Below are 17,364 nucleotides of genomic sequence, written 5' to 3'. Positions count from 1 at the left end.
CGGCGTTACAGATCCAGTTTGTCGATCATCGGCTGGGTGATCAGGCAGATGCCGCTTTCGGTGCGGCGGAAGCGTTTGGCATCGAGTTCCGGATCCTCGCCGACGACGAGGCCTTCCGGAATGGTGACATTGGAATCGATGACGACATTGCGAAGCTGTGCCCGTCGACCGACCCGGACGTTGGGAAGCACCACCGCTCCGTCGAGCCGCGAATAGGAATTGGCACGGACCCCGGTAAACAGCAGGCTGCGGTGCAGGCTGGAGCCGGAGATGATGCAGTCGCCCGAGACGACGGACGAAATGGCCGAGCCGCGACGGTCCTCGTCGTCGTGGACGAATTTGGCCGGCGGGGTGATTTCGGCGTAGGTCCAGATCGGCCAGGACTTGTCGTAGATGTCGAGCTCCGGCAGCACCGCCGTCAGGTCGACGTTGGCCTGCCAGTAGGCGTCGATGGTGCCGACGTCGCGCCAGTAGGACTCGCGCTCGAAATCAGAGCGAACGCAGGAATTGGCGAAGCGGTGGGCGACCGCCTTGCCGTTCTTGACGATCCACGGGATGATGTCCTTGCCGAAGTCGCGATTGGAGGACGGATCGGCGGCGTCGCGCCGCAGCGCTTCGAACAGGAACTTCGTGTGGAAGACGTAGATGCCCATGGAGGCGAGCGCGAAGTCCGGCTTGTCGGGCATGCCCGGCGGATCGGCGGGCTTCTCGACGAAGTCGATGATCTCGTCCTTCTCGTTGACATGCATGACGCCGAAGGCGGTGGCTTCCATCCGCGGCACCTCGAGGCAGCCGACGGTGACGTCGGCACCGGAATCGACATGCTGCTGGAGCATGTATTCGTAGTCCATCTTGTAGACGTGGTCGCCGGCCAGGATGACCATGTATTCCGGGTTGTAGGTCTCGATGATGTCGATGTTCTGGTAGACGGCGTCGGCGGTGCCCTCATACCACTGCGTCTCCGAAACGCGCTGCGAGGCGGGCAGGATGTCGAAACTCTCGTTGCGCTCCGGGCGGAAAAAGCCCCAGCCGCGCTGCATGTGGCGTATCAGCGAATGCGCCTTGTACTGGGTGGCCACGCCGATGCGGCGGATGCCGGAGTTCATGGCGTTGGACAGCGCAAAGTCGATGATGCGGGCCTTGCCGCCGAAATAGACGGCGGGCTTGGCGCGTCGGTCGGTCAGTTCCTTCAGGCGGCTGCCGCGGCCGCCTGCCAATACGTAAGCCATGGCGTCGCGCGCCAGCGGCTGGTATCTCTTGTCTTCCATGATCCCCCCTCCTTTATTATGCCTGTTCCAGTTCGAGCATGATTGTCGCCAGCGGCGGTAAAGTCATGGTCGCGCTTATGGTTCCTCCCGCATCGACGGCCTGAACCCGTCCGCCGTTGCCTTTGCCGCTGCCGCCGTAGATCTCGGCGTCGGTGTTGAGAATTTCACGCCACCGGCCTGCGGTTGGCAATGGGATTCGGTAATTTTCCCGATAGGCGGGCGTGAAATTGGTGATCACCGCCACCGGCTTTTCGCCGGGCGCCAGTCGCACCCAGGCGAAGACGGAATTGTCGTCGTCGTCGGCAATCAGCCATTGGAAGCCCTCCGGCTCGCAATCGCGGGCATGGAGCGCGGGCTTGGAGCGGTAGGCGCTGTTCAGATCGCGCACGAGGCGGCGCATGCCTTCGTGCTGGTGGTAGTGCAGGAGGTTCCAGTCGAGGGCTTTCGCCTCGCTCCACTCGCTCCACTGGGCAAATTCCTGGCCCATAAACAGCAGCTTCTTGCCCGGATAGCCCCACATGAAGGCGTAGTAGGCGCGCAGGTTGGCGAACTTCTGCCAGTCGTCGCCGGTCATCTTGGCAATCAGCGAGCCCTTGCCGTGTACCACCTCGTCGTGGCTGAGCGGCAGCACGAAGTTTTCCGAGAAGGCGTAGACGAGGCCGAAGGTGATCTCGGAGTGGTGGTGCTTGCGGTGGACAGGATCGCGGCTCATGTAGCTCAGCGTGTCGTGCATGAAGCCCATGTTCCACTTGAAGCCGAAGCCGAGACCGCCTTCGTGGACAGGGTGCGAGACCTTCGGCCAGGAGGTGGATTCCTCGGCGATCGTCATGACGCCCGGATGGTTGCCGTAGGAGAGGCTGTTGAGCTGCTGCAGGAAGCGCACGGCCTCCAGGTTCTCGCGACCGCCGTATTCGTTGGGGATCCACTCGCCGTGCTTGCGCGAGTAGTCAAGGTAGAGCATCGAGGCGACCGCATCTACACGCAGCCCGTCGAGATGGAACTTCTCGGCCCAGTAGAGGGCATTGTTGATCAGGTAGGACAGGACCTCCAGGCGACCGAAGTTGTAGATCGCCGTGTTCCAGTCCGGGTGAAACCCCTTGCGCGGGTCCTCGTGCTCGTAGAGTGCGGTGCCGTCGAAATGGCTGAGACCGTGGGCGTCGGTCGGGAAGTGCGCCGGCACCCAGTCGAGGATGACGCCGATGCCGACCTTGTGGCAGCCGTTGACGAAGCGGGCAAAGCCTTCCGGGTCGCCGAAGCGGGCGGAGGGCGCGTACAGCCCCGTCGCCTGGTAGCCCCAGGAGGGGTCGTAGGGGTGCTCTGTGATCGGCAGGAATTCGATGTGGGTGAAGCCCATGTCTGTGACATAGGGGATCAGCCGCGAGGCGAGCTCGTCCCAGCTGAGGAATGTGCCGTCGTCGCGGCGCTGCCAGGAGCCGGCGTGGACCTCGTAGATGGAGACCGGCTGGCGGCGATGATCGGCTTTCTCCCAGTGGCGTCGGTGCGCCGCGTCGTCCCAGTCCTGCTTTAGCTCCGGCGTCGTCACGGAGGCGTTTTTCGGGCGAAACTCGGCGCGGCGGGCGTAGGGATCCGCCTTCAGCGGCAGCAGGTTGCCGTCCTTGCCGACGATCTCGAACTTGTAGGAGGAACCGACCGTCACGTCCGGGGCAAAGATCTCCCAGATGCCGGTGTCGACGCGCAGGCGCATCACATGGCGGCGGCCATCCCAGGTGTTGAAGTCCCCGACGACCGAGACGCGCCGGGCATTGGGGGCCCAGACGGCAAAATGGAAGCCGTCGACACCTTCGTGGCGGATCGGATGGGCGCCCATCTTGTCGAAGAGGCGCAGGTGCGACCCCTCGCGGACGAAGTAGTCGTCCATGGGGCCGAGCACCGGGCCGAAGCTGTAGGGATCGGTCACGGCCCATTCATCGTCGCCGCGGCGGGCGCGGTAGCGGATCGGCCGCAGGTTTTCGGCCGAGACCGGCCCCTCGAAGAAGCCCGCCTCGTGACGCTGCTTCAATTCCCCGAGCAATGTTCCGTCCAGCGCAAAGGCGTCGACGGCCTCAGCGCCGGGAATGAAACAGCGGACGTGGCAGCCGCCCGGCAGCTGGTGGATACCGAGCACGGCGAAGGGATTGGCATGCCGCCCTTCCAGGATCGCCTCGATCTCCGACGACGGAATTTCGCCAGGGGCTCTTCCGTCGTCGACAGCCAGGGGCGATCTTGTCATCAGGCTCTCCAGATCTCCGACGCGTACTGGCGAATAGTTCTGTCAGAGGAGAACCATCCCATCCGGGCGGTATTGCGAATTGTCTTCGAATACCAGGATTTAGGGTCGCTCCAGATTTGGTCAACGGTGCGTTGCGCGGCGGCATAGGCGTCGAAGTCGGCGGCCACCATGAACCAGTCGTGATTGTAGATGCCGTCCATCAGTTCGGCGAAGCGGGAGCGGTCGTCCGGCGAGAAGACGCCGGTGGCGATGGCGTTGAGTGCCTGTGCCAGTTCCCGCGAGTTCTCGATGATCGGGCGTGGCTCATGGCCGGCGGCGCGGACATTGGCGACCTCTTCGGCGGTCATGCCGAAGATGACGATGTTGTCCTCGCCGACGTGGTCGCGCATCTCGACATTGGCGCCGTCGAGCGTGCCGATGGTCAGCGCGCCGTTCAGCGCGAACTTCATGTTGCCGGTGCCGGAGGCTTCCATGCCGGCGGTGGAGATCTGCTCGGAGAGATCGGCCGCGGGCACCATGATCTCCGCCAGGGAGACGTTGTAGTTCGGAATGAAGACGATCTTCAGGAGGCCGCGCACCGAGGGATCGTTGTTGATGACGCGGGCGACATCGTTGGCAAGCTTGATGATCAGCTTGGCGTTGTAATAGCTCGGCGCCGCCTTGCCGGCGAAGAGCTTGACGCGCGGCACCCAGTCAAGCTCGGGATGCGAGCGGATCTGATCGTAGAGGGCGACGGCCTCGATGATGTTGAGGAGCTGGCGCTTGTACTCGTGGATACGCTTGATCTGGATGTCGAACATGGCCGACGGATCGAGGCGCACGCCCATGCGGCTGCCGACGAGATTGGCGAGCTGCACCTTGTTGGCGCGCTTGATGGCGGCAAACTTCTCCTGGAACGATGCGTCATCGGCATAGGCGTCGAGATCGCGCAGGGCATCGGTGTCGTCGAGGAACTTCTCGCCGATGGTGTCGCGGATCAGCGAGGTCAGGTCCGGGTTGCACTGCATCAGCCAGCGGCGCGGGGTGATGCCGTTGGTCTTGTTGTTGATGCGAGTTGGATAGAGGGTGTGGAGGTCGGAGAAGACGGTGACCTTCATCAGGTCTGTGTGCAGCGCCGAGACGCCGTTCGTCGAATGCGAGCCGACGAAGGCGAGGTTGCCCATGCGCACACGCCGGTCGCCGTTCTCGTCGATCAGCGAGATGGAGCGGATCTGCGTATCGGTGAAGCGCTTCTCCTTGCGGGCTTCCATCAGGATCTTGGCGTTGATGGCGTAGACGAGCTGCATGTGGCGTGGCAGCAGACGTTCGAACAGCGGCACCGGCCAGCTTTCCAGCGCCTCGGGCAGAAGCGTGTGGTTGGTATAGGAGAAGGTGTTGCGGGTGATCTCCCAGGCCTCTTCGAAATCCATGCCGTGGACGTCGATCAGCAGGCGCAGCATCTCGCCGATCGAGACCGCCGGGTGGGTGTCGTTCAGCTGGATGGCGACCTTGTCGGCCAGATTGGTGAAATCCGGATACTGCTGCAGGTGGCGGCGCAGGATGTCCTGCAGCGAGGCGGAGGAGAAGAAATACTCCTGGCGCAGGCGCAGCTCCTGGCCGGCGGCCGTGGCATCTGCCGGATAAAGGACGCGGGTCAGGCTTTCGGCCTTGTTGCTTTCGCGCAGCGCGCCGATGTGGTCGCCGGCGTTGAAGGCGTCGAGCAGGATCGGATCGATCGGCTGCGCCGACCAGAGCCGCAGCGTGTTGACGCGATGGGCGCGCCAGCCGACGACGGGGGTGTCGAAGGCGGTGGCGATGACGCGCTCGGCTGGCTTCCAGACGTAGCGCGGCGGATCGTCGTAGCCGCCGATCGTTTCCACCGAGCCGCCGAAGCCGATCTCGTAGGAGCTTTCGCGGCGTTCGAACTCCCAGGGGTTGCCGTGGGCAAGCCAGGTTTCCGGCAGCTCGACCTGCCAGCCGTCGGCCATCTGCTGGCGGAAGAGGCCGTGGACGTAGCGGATGCCGTAGCCATAGGCGGGGATGTCGACGGTCGCCATGCTCTCCATGAAGCAGGCGGCAAGACGGCCGAGGCCGCCATTGCCGAGGGCCGCATCCGGCTCGAGACCGGCGATCACGTTGATATCGACGCCGAGGGAGGCGAGCGCTTCCTTCAGCTCCGCCATGACGCCGAGATTGGAGACGGCATCGCGCAGGAGCCGGCCGATGAGGAACTCCAGCGACAGGTAATAGACCCGCTTGTCGCCCGAGCGGTAGACGCGGCGGGTGGATTCCATCCAGCGGTCGATAATGCGGTCGCGCACAACCAGGATCGCCGCTGTCAGCCAGTCGTGCGGCTTGGCAACCTGGGCATCCTTGCCGATGCGGTAGGTGAGGCGTTCGATGATTTCCGCGGCGAGGATTTCCGGCTGCGTGCTGCGCGGCGTCGGCTGGGGGATGTCGACGTTAGGGCGGGTGTTTTCCATGGCTTGCCAACTCTTCTGGTGGGGCAGGATGGGAGGTCCTGGCGGGTCCATCAGTCCTGATTTGCGTCGCCGTCAGTGTACGCATCCTTGGCGGACGCTTGCAACCAAGCGATTGGGGTGGCGGAAAAAAGTCGGGCCGGCGCGTTGGTGTCTGGAGAGGGCGATGGCAAAAGGAAAACCCGCCGGTGAGGGCGGGTTTTGATGCTGCGTAGGTCGCGCAATCAGCTGCTCAGTCGCGTTGCGGATTTGGCCGCTTTCTGGCCAATGGCCTTGAACGCTTCGATCAGGGCCGTGGCGTTTTCGGGCTGAAAATAATGCGACGCGGTAGAGGCACACTCGGCAAGAAGCTTTTGACCAGCTGCTGGAGCCATGAAGGCGATCGTATATACTTCCATGCCAGCATCTTTTGCGTTTTTGCAAGCCCGTAATGTCTTGGTGTCTGCACCGTTAATATTGTTTTCGCCATCGGTCATGAACACGATGTACTTTGAAGGATCGCCGTCCCCGTTAGTGTTCTTATGGTAGCTGTTCTCGAGCGGATTCGCGAGAGACGTATAGGCCGTCTCGACAGCTTCTCCGGAGTTTGTCATCCCGTCGGCCGGCAGCGCGTTTACGTACGTCAGAGCGTCTGCTGTTCCCCATTTCAGCGGCGATGGAGACTGCATTTTATCGTTGTACGATACTGCACCCGTTCGCACAAACTTGCGATCAGGGTCAACATTCGCCAGCTCCGCAAGGAGATTGCTGGTTGCTTCTTTCAATGCTTCTATCTTCTTGAGCGTAACCATATAACAGAATTTATAGCCGAAGATTACCGAGCACCTCTGGACCTGGGGTTTTGAATCCTCACCCATCGACCCCGAGCGGTCGAGCACAAGGTAGAGAGAAAGCGCGTCCGTCTTTTTCTCAGTCCCACTCGTCGAAACGCTATTCGTCGCGATATTCATCGTCTGGTAGCCCAACACGCCCATCAGCGGTGTGAGCGCGAGATTGTAGCTGGTGCCGACAGAAACCGTGAATTTTTTTCCGGTCGTGCTGGTCGTCGTGTTAACGTCCACGTCCGTGCTGGCGCCCAGCGTGTTGGCGGCGTCGGCACCCATATAGTTGCCCATCTGGCCCAGAAAGAACTGCTTGGCCAAAGCTTCGGCCGCAGCTTCATCGGCGACCTCGCCGTTCGCAAGGGCAGTTGCGGCGGCCAGAGAGGCGGAATCGGCGGCTTCCTGGAGCTGGGTCTTCGACATCATCATATTGGTCAGATCGAGAGCAACGCCGCCGACGCCCAGCAGGACCGGGAGCAGGATTGCCGTCATGATGCCGAAATTGCCGCTGCGGTCATCACGCAGCCGCGCCAACTGTTGCCACATCTTCATCGCGCCTTCCCGTCCATTCACCTGAACTGCCAGCAAGTGGTAGCAAGAAGTCGTGTAAGAACACCTAAACGGGTGCGTCGTGTTTTAGCAATTGGCGCGATAATCCCGCAAGCGCAGGGCTATTGCAGCGGGATGACGTCGACGCCCTGATCGATCTTCTGGCTTCCTGCCCCCTTCAGGACACCCACGACGGGGGCGATATCGGCATAGTCGCGGCCGCAGGCGACGACGATGTGATCGGTGCCGGCCGGGATGTTGTTGGTGGGGTCGAGCTCGATGTAGCCGACCTCGTCGCCGCACCATACGCGCACCCAGGCATGCATGGCGTCGGCGCCCTCCAGCCGTTCCTTGCCCGGCGGCGGGATGGTGCGAATGAAGCCGCTGACGTAGCCGGCGGGAATGCCCAGGCTGCGCAGCGCGACGATCATCACATGGGCGAAATCCTGGCAGACGCCCCGCTTCAGCCGGAAGGCCTGCTGAGGGGTGGTATCGACGTGGGTGGCGTCTCCGTCATAGGAAAATTCGTGGTAGATCCGCTCGCAGAGGGCGACCGCGATGTCCCGGACCGTTTCATCCGGCCGGGCGAAATCCCTGGCGAAATCGGCAATCTCGGAGGTGGCGGGCGCGCGGGGGCTGGGTCCTGCAAGATGGTGGGGCGTGTCGGCGCCGAGCGACCAGAGGGCGGCCAGCTCCTGCGGCAGCCGCTTCAGCAGGGTGGATGTGCCGGTCACCGGCGGGTCCTCGACGCTTACCCGCGCCTGCATGCGGATGTCGAGACGCCGGTGCGGCGCGCGCAGCATCACCGAGGTGGTCGGCTGTCCGAAGAAATCGGCGAAGGTATTGCGTTCCTCGGGCGACGGGGTGAAGTCCAGCGAGCCTGAGATCAGCATCTGGCGGCCGGGGATGACGAGCGGCATCAGCCGGATCACGTGCCGGGCGTTGGAAGCAGGCGTGTCGTATGCATAGAGCATGCGGAGCGAGATGTCGTAGAGCATGACGGTTACGCCAGATACGTGCGGGCGAGCGTTTCGGACAGATGCCCCAGATCCCGCTCGAGCTTCAGGTAAACCGCCGGGGTCATATCCTCGGCGGTCATGACGACGAGCCCGGACTGCAGGCGCATGATCTCGCGAAACAGTGGCGACATCTGCCCGTCCGCATAGGCATTGGGCAGCTGCTCCACCTCGGTGCGCAGTTCGTTCAACTGGAACAGGATCGAGCGCGGGTTCATCGGGTCGAGCGCCAGCAGGTCGGTCACCGTCAGCCGGGTGGTGTTGACGTTGTAGCGGCGGCGGTGGGTCATGACGTTGTCGCCGATCTCCAGGAGCATGTCGAAGGCGCCATCGGGGGGCTCGCGCCCGGACATGTGGCCGAGCAGCCGCGTCATGTGCAGGGCGCGCTCGATGTAGCGGCCGATCGACAGGAAGCGCCAGCCGGTGAAGCGGTACATGTTCTCGTGGACGAGGCCCGCAAAGCCCGCAAGCTTGCGCAGCAGCACGGTCATGGCATGGGCCGCGTCATCGCCGGGATTGACGGTGTCGTGGAAGCGGCGGGCGGTCTTGGCAAGATCGTTCAGCGCCAGCCAGCCATCGGGGGAAAAGCGGTCGCGGATGTTGCCGGCCGCGTAGGTGGCGCTTTCGATGCTGCGCAACAGCGGCGCGGGAATACCGACGGCGGGGTCGATGCCGACACCTTCGTGGAGATAGCGCGCGACATCGGCGAGCAGCGGCTGGTTCGGGTCGGCGGCCTCCGCGTAGCGCTGGTGCCAGGCGCGGGTGATGCGCAGGGCGCCTTCGGCCCGTTCCGTGTAGCGCCCGAGCCAGAACAGGTTGTCGGCGGCGCGGCTCGGCAGGCTGCCGGCCGCAGCGCGGGCAAAGGTTCCCTCCGGCGACAGGAGGGTCGGCGTGGCGACGGGCGCCTGGCTGACGACCCAGACATCCGCGGCGGTTCCGCCCGCCTGCATGGCGATCGCCGCCACGTCGTCTCCTGCGCCGATCCGGGCAAAGCCGCCGGGCATGATCTGCCAGCCGCTTTCGGTTCGGGCTGCGAAGACGCGCAGCGACATGGGCCGGGGCACCAGCCTTCCGTCGACATAGGCCGGCGTCGTCGACAGCGTCACGACCTCCTGGCCGACGAGCTTGGCGCCATCGCTGGCGAGCCACGTGCTGATCGAGTCGCGGGCGGAATCGCGCAGCGACAGGCCGAGCACCGACTGGCTGTCGTCGTCGAAGAAGGGGCGGGTGGAGAAGGCAGGCCCGATGACCATGCGCTCGATGTTGCGCGTCACATGCTCGCGCTCGGCGCCCTGGCCGCACCACCAGGTGGCGATCGAGGGCAGTTTCAGCTTCTCGCCGAGCAGGCGCCGGGCGATAGCGGGCGTGAAGGCGAGGAGCGCGCGGGTCTCCAGGATGCCGGAGCCCAGCGCATTGACGAGCGTGACGGAGCCAGAGCGCAACGCCTCGACCATGCCGGGCGTGCCGATATGCGAGGTCTGGTCGAGCTCGAGGGGATCGGCATAGGAGGAGTCCAGGCGGCGCCAGAGAACACTGAGCGGCTTCAGGCCGGCGACGGTGCGCACCATCAGCTTGCGGTCCACCACCGCCAGATCCTCGCCCTCCAGCAGCATGAAGCCGAGATAGCGGGCGATATAGGCGTGCTCGAAATAGGTTTCGTTGGCGGGACCCGGGGTGAGGACGGCGATGCGGTCGTCCGGCGACTGCCGGCGTGCCTGCAGTGCATCGCGAAAGCTGCCGAAGAAGGAGGCCAGCCGATGGACGTGCATCTCGGCGTAGACGTCGGAGAAGGAGCGGGTGGTGGCGACGCGGTTTTCCAGTGCGAAGCCCGCGCCCGAGGGCGCCTGGGTGCGGTCCGCCAGTACCCACCAGGTGCCGTCCGGGCCGCGGCCGATTTCGAAGGCGCAGAAGTGCAGGTAATGGCCACCCGCCGGCTGGACGCCGACCAGCGGCCGCAAAAACTCGGGATTGGAGGCAATCAGGGCCGGCGGCACGAAGCCTTCCGCCACCAGCCGGTTTTCGCCGTAGATGTCGGCCAGCACCGCTTCCATCAGGTCGGCGCGCTGGACGAGCCCAGCTGAGACCTCAGCCCACTCCGTCTCGTCGATCAGCACCGGGATATGGGAGAGCGGCCAGCTGCGCTCCGCGGTATCTCCGGAGGCATAGGAGCGGTAGAAGACGCCGGCATCGCGCAGATAGCGGGAGGCGCGGGAAAAGCGCTCCTGCAGGTCGCCATCGGGCATTCCCCGCAAGGCTGCGACGAACTGCTGCCAGACCGGCCGAATGTTGCCGTCAGCGTCCATCATCTCGTCGGCAATGCCGGGGAGTGCGCTGTAGCCGAGGACCGGATCGTCGCCGCCCGCTGGCGTTTGCTCGAGATTTGCTGCCGGTGCCTTTGCCATATGCTCTTTCAGCTCCTTGCTGCCGGCGCAGAATGAACGCGTTCGAGTGTGTGCAATGCCGAAGGGGAAAGCAAGGTGGAGCCGGCACATTCGCCCGGCAATCGGCACGCCGGCCCGCGGCGGCGTGAGGTGTTGGATACTTCAGGGAAGGCCGGCTGCCGCAGCGGCGCCGGCCTTCGAACCCGGTGGTGCCGGATCAGCTGCGGCCGAATTCGTCGACGATACGGATGATGTCGTCCTCGCCAAGGTAGGAGCCGGTCTGGACCTCGATCATCTCCAGGAGGATCTTGCCCGGGTTGGCAAGGCGATGGACCTCACCCTGCGGGATGTAGACGGACTCGTTCTCGCGCACCGTCTTCACCTCGTCGCCGACGGTCACCTCGGCGGTGCCCTTGACGCAGATCCAGTGCTCGGAGCGATGGTGGTGCTTCTGCAGCGAGAGCTTCTTGCCGGGCAGCACGAAGAGGCGCTTGACCTGGAAGCGGTCGCCGTTCAGCACCGAGGTATAGCCGCCCCAGGGGCGGTAGGAGGTGGGGTGCGTCTTCGTCAGCGCCGAGGTCGCCTTGCCGGCGGCGAGCAGCTTGACCAGCTGGCCGACGTTCTGGCTGTCCTCCAGCCGGCCGATGTAGACGGCGTCTTCGCTCGCGATCACCGCGACATTGTCCAGGCCCTGCACCGCCAGATGGCTGGTGCGCGACATCACCAGCGAGTTGCGGGTGTCGACGAGCGTGGCATTGCCGGACACGACGTTGCCGGCCTCGTCACGGGTGCCGAGCTTCCAGACGGCATCCCAGCTGCCGAGGTCGGACCAGGTAAAGGATGCAGGGACGACCGCAGCCTTCTTCGTCTTCTCCATGATCGCATAGTCGATGGAGATGTCCGGGCTCCTGGCGAAGGCGCCGGCGTCGAGGCGGACAAAGTCGAGATCGGCAACCGCCTTGCCGACCGATTCGCGGGCCGCCGCGGCGACGTCCGGCGCGAATGTCTCCATCTCGCTCAGCACCTGGCTTGCCACGAACATGAAGATGCCGGAGTTCCAGTAGAAACCGCCGGCGGCCAGCATGCGCTCGGCTTCGGAGAGAACCGGCTTCTCGACGAAACGCTTGACGGCGTGGGCGCCGGTCGGAAGTGCATCGCCGGTCTCGATGTAGCCGTAGCCGGTGGCGGGCTCCGACGGGCTGATGCCGAAGGTGACGAGCTTTCCGGCGAGCGCCGTCTCGCGGGCGATTCGGATCGCGTCGAAGTAACGGTCGTCTGCCACGATCTCGTGGTCTGAGGCGAGAACCTGCAGGATCGCGTCCTCACCGGCGCGCTCGGCTACGAAAACGGCGGCCGCGGCAACGGCAGCCGCGGTGTTGCGCGCCATGGGCTCCAGCAGCGTGGCGGCCAGCGTGATTCCGAGCTCGCGTGCCTGCTCGGCGACGAGGAAGCGGAAATCTTCATTGGTGACGACAACCGGCGGTTCGTAGAGATCCGGGTCGGAGACGCGCGACAGTGTCGCCTGGAACAGCGTCCGGTCGCCGACGAACTGGATGAACTGCTTCGGGGCACTTGCCCGTGACAGGGGCCACAGACGCGTGCCCTTGCCGCCCGCCATGATCACGGGTGTAATCTTCTGAACCATATCATTCGCCCCTGAAAATTCGCTGTCTGATCGACCAATCCGCCGCTGTCGAGACCCTATAGCGGCTCATTTCAACAGCGGGAAGTCAGACGATGAAAATCGAGAGAAATCAAGTGGGAAAGAAGACGTGGAAATCGCTTTCCGCGAATGACGCAACTATACTCGGTTCTCGGCGATCAAAGAAAGTCTATGTCCATGAATACTTCATCCTTTGATAATACGACGTCTGTCATCCGCTGCGTCGCCTGTGGAAAGACTTATCCGGCCCGAAAGATGCACAAGTTGGAGGATCTGAAGCCTTCCCTTCGGGCAATGATCGCCGAGGACGTGAGCGGGATCACGGACCCAATGATCTGCGATGACGATCTTGCCCGCTGCCGGCGCAGCTATGTGGAGAAGCTTCTGAACGACGAGCGGGGAGAGCTCTCGGAACTCGACCGTCGGGTGCTCGACAGCATCGAGACGGGTGCCTCGACGGTGCAATCAAGCGCCGAGCTGGCGCTGGAGCCGCCGCGATCCTTCGGTGGAACGGGCCGCCGATGCGGTCGCCTCCTTCGGTGGTTCCTGGGGCTTCATCGGCACGTTTGGCACCGTCCTCATCCTCTGGATGCTCGTCAATGCGTCCGGAATGCTGTCGACGGCGTTCGACCCCTATCCGTTCATTCTGCTCAATCTCGTGCTGTCCTGCATCGCCGCCCTGCAGGCGCCGATCATCATGATGAGCCAGAAACGGCAGGAGTTTAAGGACCGACAGCGGGCCGAAAGCGACTACATGGTCAACCTTCGGGCAGAACTGGAGATCCGTCAGCTGCACGAGAAGATCGACCATCAGATGGCGCGCCAGTGGAACCGGCTGGCCGAGCTGCAGCAGATCCAGATCGAGCTTCTGGAGCGCAACGGCGGATGGAGGGACGATAGTGGGGCACCATGAGGCGGCGGGTACCGGGCGATGAACCGCCCGGACATGAAAAAGGCTCCCTGCGGAGCCTCAACATCTTGATAAACAAGGGATCGGATGGTGGGCGTGACAGGGATTGAACCTGTGACCCCTACGATGTCAACGTAGTGCTCTCCCGCTGAGCTACACGCCCATCCGACGTCGGCGCATAGACCACATGGTCGCCGGGTCGTCAACTGGTTTTGCGGCCGATTACGAAGCTTTTTTGAACAGCCCCGCGTCCGGCCCTCGCGGCTCAGGCGGCGGCGAGCATCTTGTTGACCTCATTGACGAGATCACGCAGGTGGAAGGGCTTGGAAAGAACCTTTGCGTCCTTCGGAGCCTTCGAATCAGCGTTGAGGGCCACGGCTGCAAAACCGGTGATGAACATGACCTTGAGGTCGGGGTCGAGCTCGGTGGCGCGGCGCGCCAGCTCGATGCCGTCCATCTCCGGCATGACGATGTCGGTCAAGAGCAGCGAGAAGGGCTCTTCGCGCAGCCGATCGTAGGCACTGGCGCCATTGTCGAAAGACGAGACCTGATAGCCTGCCTTTTCCAGCGCCTTCACCAGAAACCGGCGCATGTCGTTGTCATCTTCGGCGAGAAGAATTTTTTGTATCATCCGGGGTCGTCATCCATCACGAGAAATTTCAAGCGTCCAGCCTAGCCAAAATGCGTTAAGGGCCCATTTAATGGCGGCGGACGCAGATCCTTATAACACACACATAGTATGGACTTCACCATGGGCAACTGGCAACATGCCGCTTATGGAAGTTCGGGACATGGTAAAGGCTAGATGGATTGCGTAACGGGCGATTTCGAGCACTTCGAGATAAGGGAACCGACCGCTCATACCATCCCCTTCGTCTACAATTCGCCCCATAGCGGGCGTCGATATCCACCCTCATTTCTGAATGATGCACGGCTTGATTCGGTCGCCATTCGACGCTCTGCCGATCATTACGTGGATGAACTCTTCGCCGCGGCGCCGGAGCTTGGCGCGCCGCTGCTGGCGGCGCATTTCCCGCGCGCCTATCTCGACGTCAACCGCGAACCCTATGAACTCGACCCGAAGATGTTCGACGGGCCCCTGCCGCCTTTCGCCAACATCAGTTCGCTGCGGGTGGCCGGCGGGCTCGGCACGATCCCCCGAATCGTCGCGGAGAACATGGAGATCTACCGGCGGCGGTTGAGTGTCGAGGAGGGGCTGTCGCGGATCGAGGCGCTCTACAAGCCCTACCATGCCGCGTTGCGCCGGCTGATTGCCCGCACCCATACGCGCTTCGGCTTCAGCATCCTGATCGACTGCCATTCGATGCCCGGCAACATCCGCATCGCCGGATCGGAGATCCGGCCGGACTTCATCATCGGCGACCGTTTCGGGACAAGCGCTTCGGCAGATCTGTCGCGGGCGGCGATCAGCTTCCTGACCGAGCTCGGCTTTACGGCGGCGCGCAACAAGCCCTACGCGGGTGGTTTCATCACCGAGCATTACGGACGGCCGGTGCGGGGGCTGCATGCGCTGCAGATCGAGATCAACCGGGCGCTCTATGTGGACGAGGTGACGCTCGAGAAGCGGCCGGAGTTCGAAGCCGTCGTGGGCGCGCTGTCCTGCTTCATGCGCCAGATGGCGGAATTTGCAGACGAATTCGGCAGCACCACCGCGCTGGCGGCGGAATGACTTCTCGCAATGCCCCTGTTTTCTCGGGCTTCCTGCAAGGCAAAAAAAAACCGCGCCGAAGCGCGGCTAGTCTAGGGAGGAAACACCCAAGGAGGGCATTACAGTCAACGACTGCACCGTCACGCTACGTTCACATTGCACAAACGTCAAGCAGGGTTGGCCTTTGGTTAAATATTATACATTTGTGTTGCATCTCTCCCACACGACCTCTCAAGCCGGCCAGGCTTCATGAGGTTTCCCGTTCCGAGGTTATCCATGCTTCCCGATCGCGCCTTCTTCAACACACTCGCCGATGCCGCAAGGGCGGAGACGCTGCCGCGGTTTCGCACCGGCGCCTTCATCACCAACAAGCTGGAAGGCGGTTTCGACCCGGTGACGGAGGGCGACCGCGCCGCCGAGAGCGCCATCCGGGCGCTGATCGAGGCACGATTTCCAGAGCACGGCATTCTGGGGGAGGAGCATGAGGACATCGGGCTCGATCGCGAGCACATCTGGGTCATCGATCCGATCGACGGCACGCGCGCGTTCATCTCCGGGGTGCCGATGTGGGGGACGCTGATCGGCTTCCAGAGCGGTGGCCGGTCGGTAATGGGCGTGATGGACCAGCCGTTCACGGGCGAGCGCTATTTCGCCGACGGCGAGCGCGCCTGGTACAGCGGTCCGGACGGCGAGCGGCAGATCGCGACCCGCGGCTGCAAGAGCCTGTCCGACGCGATCCTCTTTACCACCTCGCCGCACATTTTCCTCGAAGACGAGGCTGAGCGCTATCATGCGGTGGAGCGGCACGTGCGGCTCTTCCGCTACGGGACGGACTGCTACGCCTATGCGCTTCTCGCTGCGGGCCATGTGGACCTGGTGATCGAAAGCAGTCTCAAGCCCTATGACGTCGGTGCGCTGATCCCGCTGATCGAGCAGGCGGGGGGTGTCATCACCACCTGGGACGGCGGGCGGCCCGAATCGGGCGGCAACATCATTGCGGCCGGCACGGCCGAACTGCATGCGCAGGCGATCAGCATCCTGGGCGGCTAAGGGTCAGGCGGCGCTTTCCGACAGATCCATGCCGCCGTCGAGACCGGGCATGAATGCCTCGATCGTCGCCAGCGCCTGCGCCCGATAGATATCGCGCTCCTGAAAGAGCTCGTGGCGGGCGCCGTTGATCGTCACCAACTGCCCGGCACGAAAGTTGCGCGACAGTTCCTCCTGCGCGACATAGGGGATCAGACCGTCGAGAACCGGCGCCAGGATCAGCGTCGGAATGTGGATGCGCGTCAGGTGTTCCTGGGCGGAGACGCGGGTGGCCGCCCGCAGCGTCTCGTGCAGCCAGCGGAAGGTCGGCGCGCCGACCGTCAGCTCCGGATGTGCCGCGATGATGCTGGCGTTGCGCGCGAAGCGTTCGGCGGAGGATGTCAGGGGATTGCCGGCGAAGGGGCGGGCGCTGCGGTCGCCGCCGGTCGACAGGCTGCCGAAGCCGGTCCAACTGGCGACAGCCGCAAGCGGGCGGATGATCCCGGTCGGCAGCTTCTCATGGCGCAGACCGACGTAAGGCGCGGCGAGCGCCATGCGGCTCACGCGGTTGGAAAGCCGTGGTGCCGCCGACAGCGCGATGAGGGCGCCGGTGGAGTGGGCGACGAGGAAGAAGGGCAGGCGGGTGTCGGGCAGGACGATATGTTCGAGGAAGATCTCCAGGTCGCGCTCGTAGTCGGCCAGGCGGCGGACATGGCCCTTGCGCGTGTTCTTCAGGAGGCGGTCGGAGCCGCCCTGGCCGCGCAGGTCGAAGGTGGCGACCCAAAGGCCCATGGCGTTGAGGTCGCGAATCGTCTCGAAATACTTCTCGATGAACTCGTTGCGACCCTGGACCAGTACGACCGTTCCCCTGGCGGGCGAAATCTCCGACCGGAAGATCGCGTAGCGCAGACGCGTGCCCCTGTGGCCGGTGAAATGGCCGGCGGTGCCGTTGGCGGGCGGCGGGTTGTCGGGGGTAAGGTGAAGGATGTCGTCCATCGGGTCCGGGAAGGGCAGGAGGGATTTTGTCCAGCGATAGGCGCTGCGGCTGCAAGGTCAAGCAAAAAAGCCGGAGCAGGGGGCTGATCGGCCCCCTGCTCCGGCAGTCTGACTGAAGAGAAGGGACGTGGCTTCAGTCAGCGACGAACTTGCGTCCGCCGGTAAGCCAAGGTTTATCCGTCTGTGCGTGAACACCTCCAGAACCGTGCATTCATGTGGTGTTCAGCGGCAGGCTACGGTGCGCGATCGCGGGTCTTGACGCGGAAAAATCCAGTTCCCATCTATTCTCTGCGGGCGCCAGAACGGGCCCGCTGACCGGCCGCCGCACCGCCATAACGGGGTGCGGACGGCCACCTTAAATCGCAACGTCGCTTCC

Annotated in this window: 12 protein-coding genes and 1 tRNA gene; 3 read left to right on the top strand and 10 right to left on the bottom strand. The window is 63.7% G+C overall.

The annotated features are described in order from the left end of the window. Positions 1-5 precede the first annotated feature (5 nt). The 7 genes from glgC to M1E10_RS21540 all read right to left on the bottom strand — a co-directional run bounded on the left by glgC (position 6) and on the right by M1E10_RS21540 (position 12,369). Complete coding sequence (gene glgC / locus M1E10_RS21570) at positions 6-1,268, bottom strand: glucose-1-phosphate adenylyltransferase (RefSeq protein WP_499174824.1); 1,263 nt, start codon at positions 1,266-1,268, stop codon at positions 6-8. Positions 1,269-1,284: 16 nt separating this feature from the next. Further along, complete coding sequence (gene glgB / locus M1E10_RS21565) at positions 1,285-3,498, bottom strand: 1,4-alpha-glucan-branching protein (protein ID WP_499174823.1); 2,214 nt, start codon at positions 3,496-3,498, stop codon at positions 1,285-1,287. Beyond that, the gene (locus M1E10_RS21560; RefSeq protein WP_499174822.1) at positions 3,498-5,960 is read right to left on the bottom strand and encodes a glycogen/starch/alpha-glucan phosphorylase; all 2,463 of its coding nucleotides are present in this window, start codon (positions 5,958-5,960) and stop codon (positions 3,498-3,500) included. Before M1E10_RS21560 ends, glgB begins: the two co-directional genes overlap by 1 nt. A gap of 221 nt (positions 5,961-6,181) precedes the next feature. Beyond that, a complete protein-coding gene (locus tag M1E10_RS21555; RefSeq protein ID WP_499174821.1) occupies positions 6,182-7,330 on the bottom strand; it encodes a vWA domain-containing protein in 1,149 nt (382 codons plus the stop codon). Between the two features lie 119 nt (positions 7,331-7,449). Further along, positions 7,450-8,325 carry a transglutaminase family protein gene (locus M1E10_RS21550; RefSeq protein ID WP_499174820.1) on the bottom strand — a complete coding sequence of 292 codons (876 nt, stop codon included), beginning with the start codon at positions 8,323-8,325 and terminating at the stop codon, positions 7,450-7,452. Between the two features lie 5 nt (positions 8,326-8,330). Further along, complete coding sequence (locus tag M1E10_RS21545) at positions 8,331-10,745, bottom strand: circularly permuted type 2 ATP-grasp protein (RefSeq protein ID WP_499174819.1); 2,415 nt, start codon at positions 10,743-10,745, stop codon at positions 8,331-8,333. A 196-nt stretch (positions 10,746-10,941) separates the two neighbouring features. After that, positions 10,942-12,369, bottom strand: a complete 1,428-nt coding sequence (locus tag M1E10_RS21540) for a glycosyltransferase family protein (protein WP_499174818.1) — start codon at positions 12,367-12,369, stop codon at positions 10,942-10,944. A 523-nt stretch (positions 12,370-12,892) separates the two neighbouring features. Between M1E10_RS21540 and M1E10_RS21535 the strand changes: the two genes are divergently transcribed. Next, positions 12,893-13,300, top strand: coding sequence for a DUF1003 domain-containing protein (locus M1E10_RS21535; RefSeq protein ID WP_499174817.1), 408 nt, complete (start codon positions 12,893-12,895; stop codon positions 13,298-13,300). Between the two features lie 85 nt (positions 13,301-13,385). On the opposite strand, the gene M1E10_RS21530 is transcribed toward M1E10_RS21535, so the two are convergent. Next, a tRNA-Val gene (locus M1E10_RS21530) sits at positions 13,386-13,460 on the bottom strand. 102 nt (positions 13,461-13,562) lie between these two features. Beyond that, a complete protein-coding gene (gene cpdR1, locus M1E10_RS21525; protein WP_029616709.1) occupies positions 13,563-13,928 on the bottom strand; it encodes a response regulator CpdR1 in 366 nt (121 codons plus the stop codon). Between the two features lie 174 nt (positions 13,929-14,102). On the opposite strand from cpdR1, the gene M1E10_RS21520 reads away from it, so the two are divergent. Together M1E10_RS21520 and hisN are read left to right on the top strand one after the other, a co-directional pair. Next, the gene (locus tag M1E10_RS21520) at positions 14,103-14,987 is read left to right on the top strand and encodes an N-formylglutamate amidohydrolase (RefSeq protein ID WP_499174816.1); all 885 of its coding nucleotides are present in this window, start codon (positions 14,103-14,105) and stop codon (positions 14,985-14,987) included. Positions 14,988-15,242: 255 nt separating this feature from the next. Further along, a complete protein-coding gene (gene hisN / locus M1E10_RS21515; RefSeq protein ID WP_499174815.1) occupies positions 15,243-16,016 on the top strand; it encodes an inositol monophosphatase family protein in 774 nt (257 codons plus the stop codon). A gap of 3 nt (positions 16,017-16,019) precedes the next feature. Here the strand turns inward: hisN and M1E10_RS21510 are convergent, their stop codons facing one another. Next, positions 16,020-16,988, bottom strand: coding sequence for an alpha/beta fold hydrolase domain-containing protein (locus tag M1E10_RS21510; protein WP_499174814.1), 969 nt, complete (start codon positions 16,986-16,988; stop codon positions 16,020-16,022). Positions 16,989-17,364: the final 376 nt, after the last annotated feature.

The organism is Rhizobium sp. PK7-22 (genome assembly GCF_056530405.1).
The sequence above is the reverse complement of the archived record's forward strand: the minus strand, read 5'-3'. Positions and strand labels throughout refer to the sequence as shown.

Excerpts from the sequence above, each read along its gene's own strand:
- glgC (WP_499174824.1), bottom strand. The coding sequence starts at position 1,268 with ATGGAAGACAAGAGATACCAGCCGCTGGCGCGCGACGCCATGGCTTAC.
- glgB (WP_499174823.1), bottom strand. The coding sequence starts at position 3,498 with ATGACAAGATCGCCCCTGGCTGTCGACGACGGAAGAGCCCCTGGCGAA.
- M1E10_RS21560 (WP_499174822.1), bottom strand. The coding sequence starts at position 5,960 with ATGGAAAACACCCGCCCTAACGTCGACATCCCCCAGCCGACGCCGCGC.
- M1E10_RS21555 (WP_499174821.1), bottom strand. The coding sequence starts at position 7,330 with ATGAAGATGTGGCAACAGTTGGCGCGGCTGCGTGATGACCGCAGCGGC.
- M1E10_RS21550 (WP_499174820.1), bottom strand. The coding sequence starts at position 8,325 with ATGCTCTACGACATCTCGCTCCGCATGCTCTATGCATACGACACGCCT.
- M1E10_RS21545 (WP_499174819.1), bottom strand. The coding sequence starts at position 10,745 with ATGGCAAAGGCACCGGCAGCAAATCTCGAGCAAACGCCAGCGGGCGGC.
- M1E10_RS21540 (WP_499174818.1), bottom strand. The coding sequence starts at position 12,369 with ATGGTTCAGAAGATTACACCCGTGATCATGGCGGGCGGCAAGGGCACG.
- cpdR1 (WP_029616709.1), bottom strand. The coding sequence starts at position 13,928 with ATGATACAAAAAATTCTTCTCGCCGAAGATGACAACGACATGCGCCGG.
- M1E10_RS21520 (WP_499174816.1), top strand. The coding sequence starts at position 14,103 with ATGGATTGCGTAACGGGCGATTTCGAGCACTTCGAGATAAGGGAACCG.
- hisN (WP_499174815.1), top strand. The coding sequence starts at position 15,243 with ATGCTTCCCGATCGCGCCTTCTTCAACACACTCGCCGATGCCGCAAGG.
- M1E10_RS21510 (WP_499174814.1), bottom strand. The coding sequence starts at position 16,988 with ATGGACGACATCCTTCACCTTACCCCCGACAACCCGCCGCCCGCCAAC.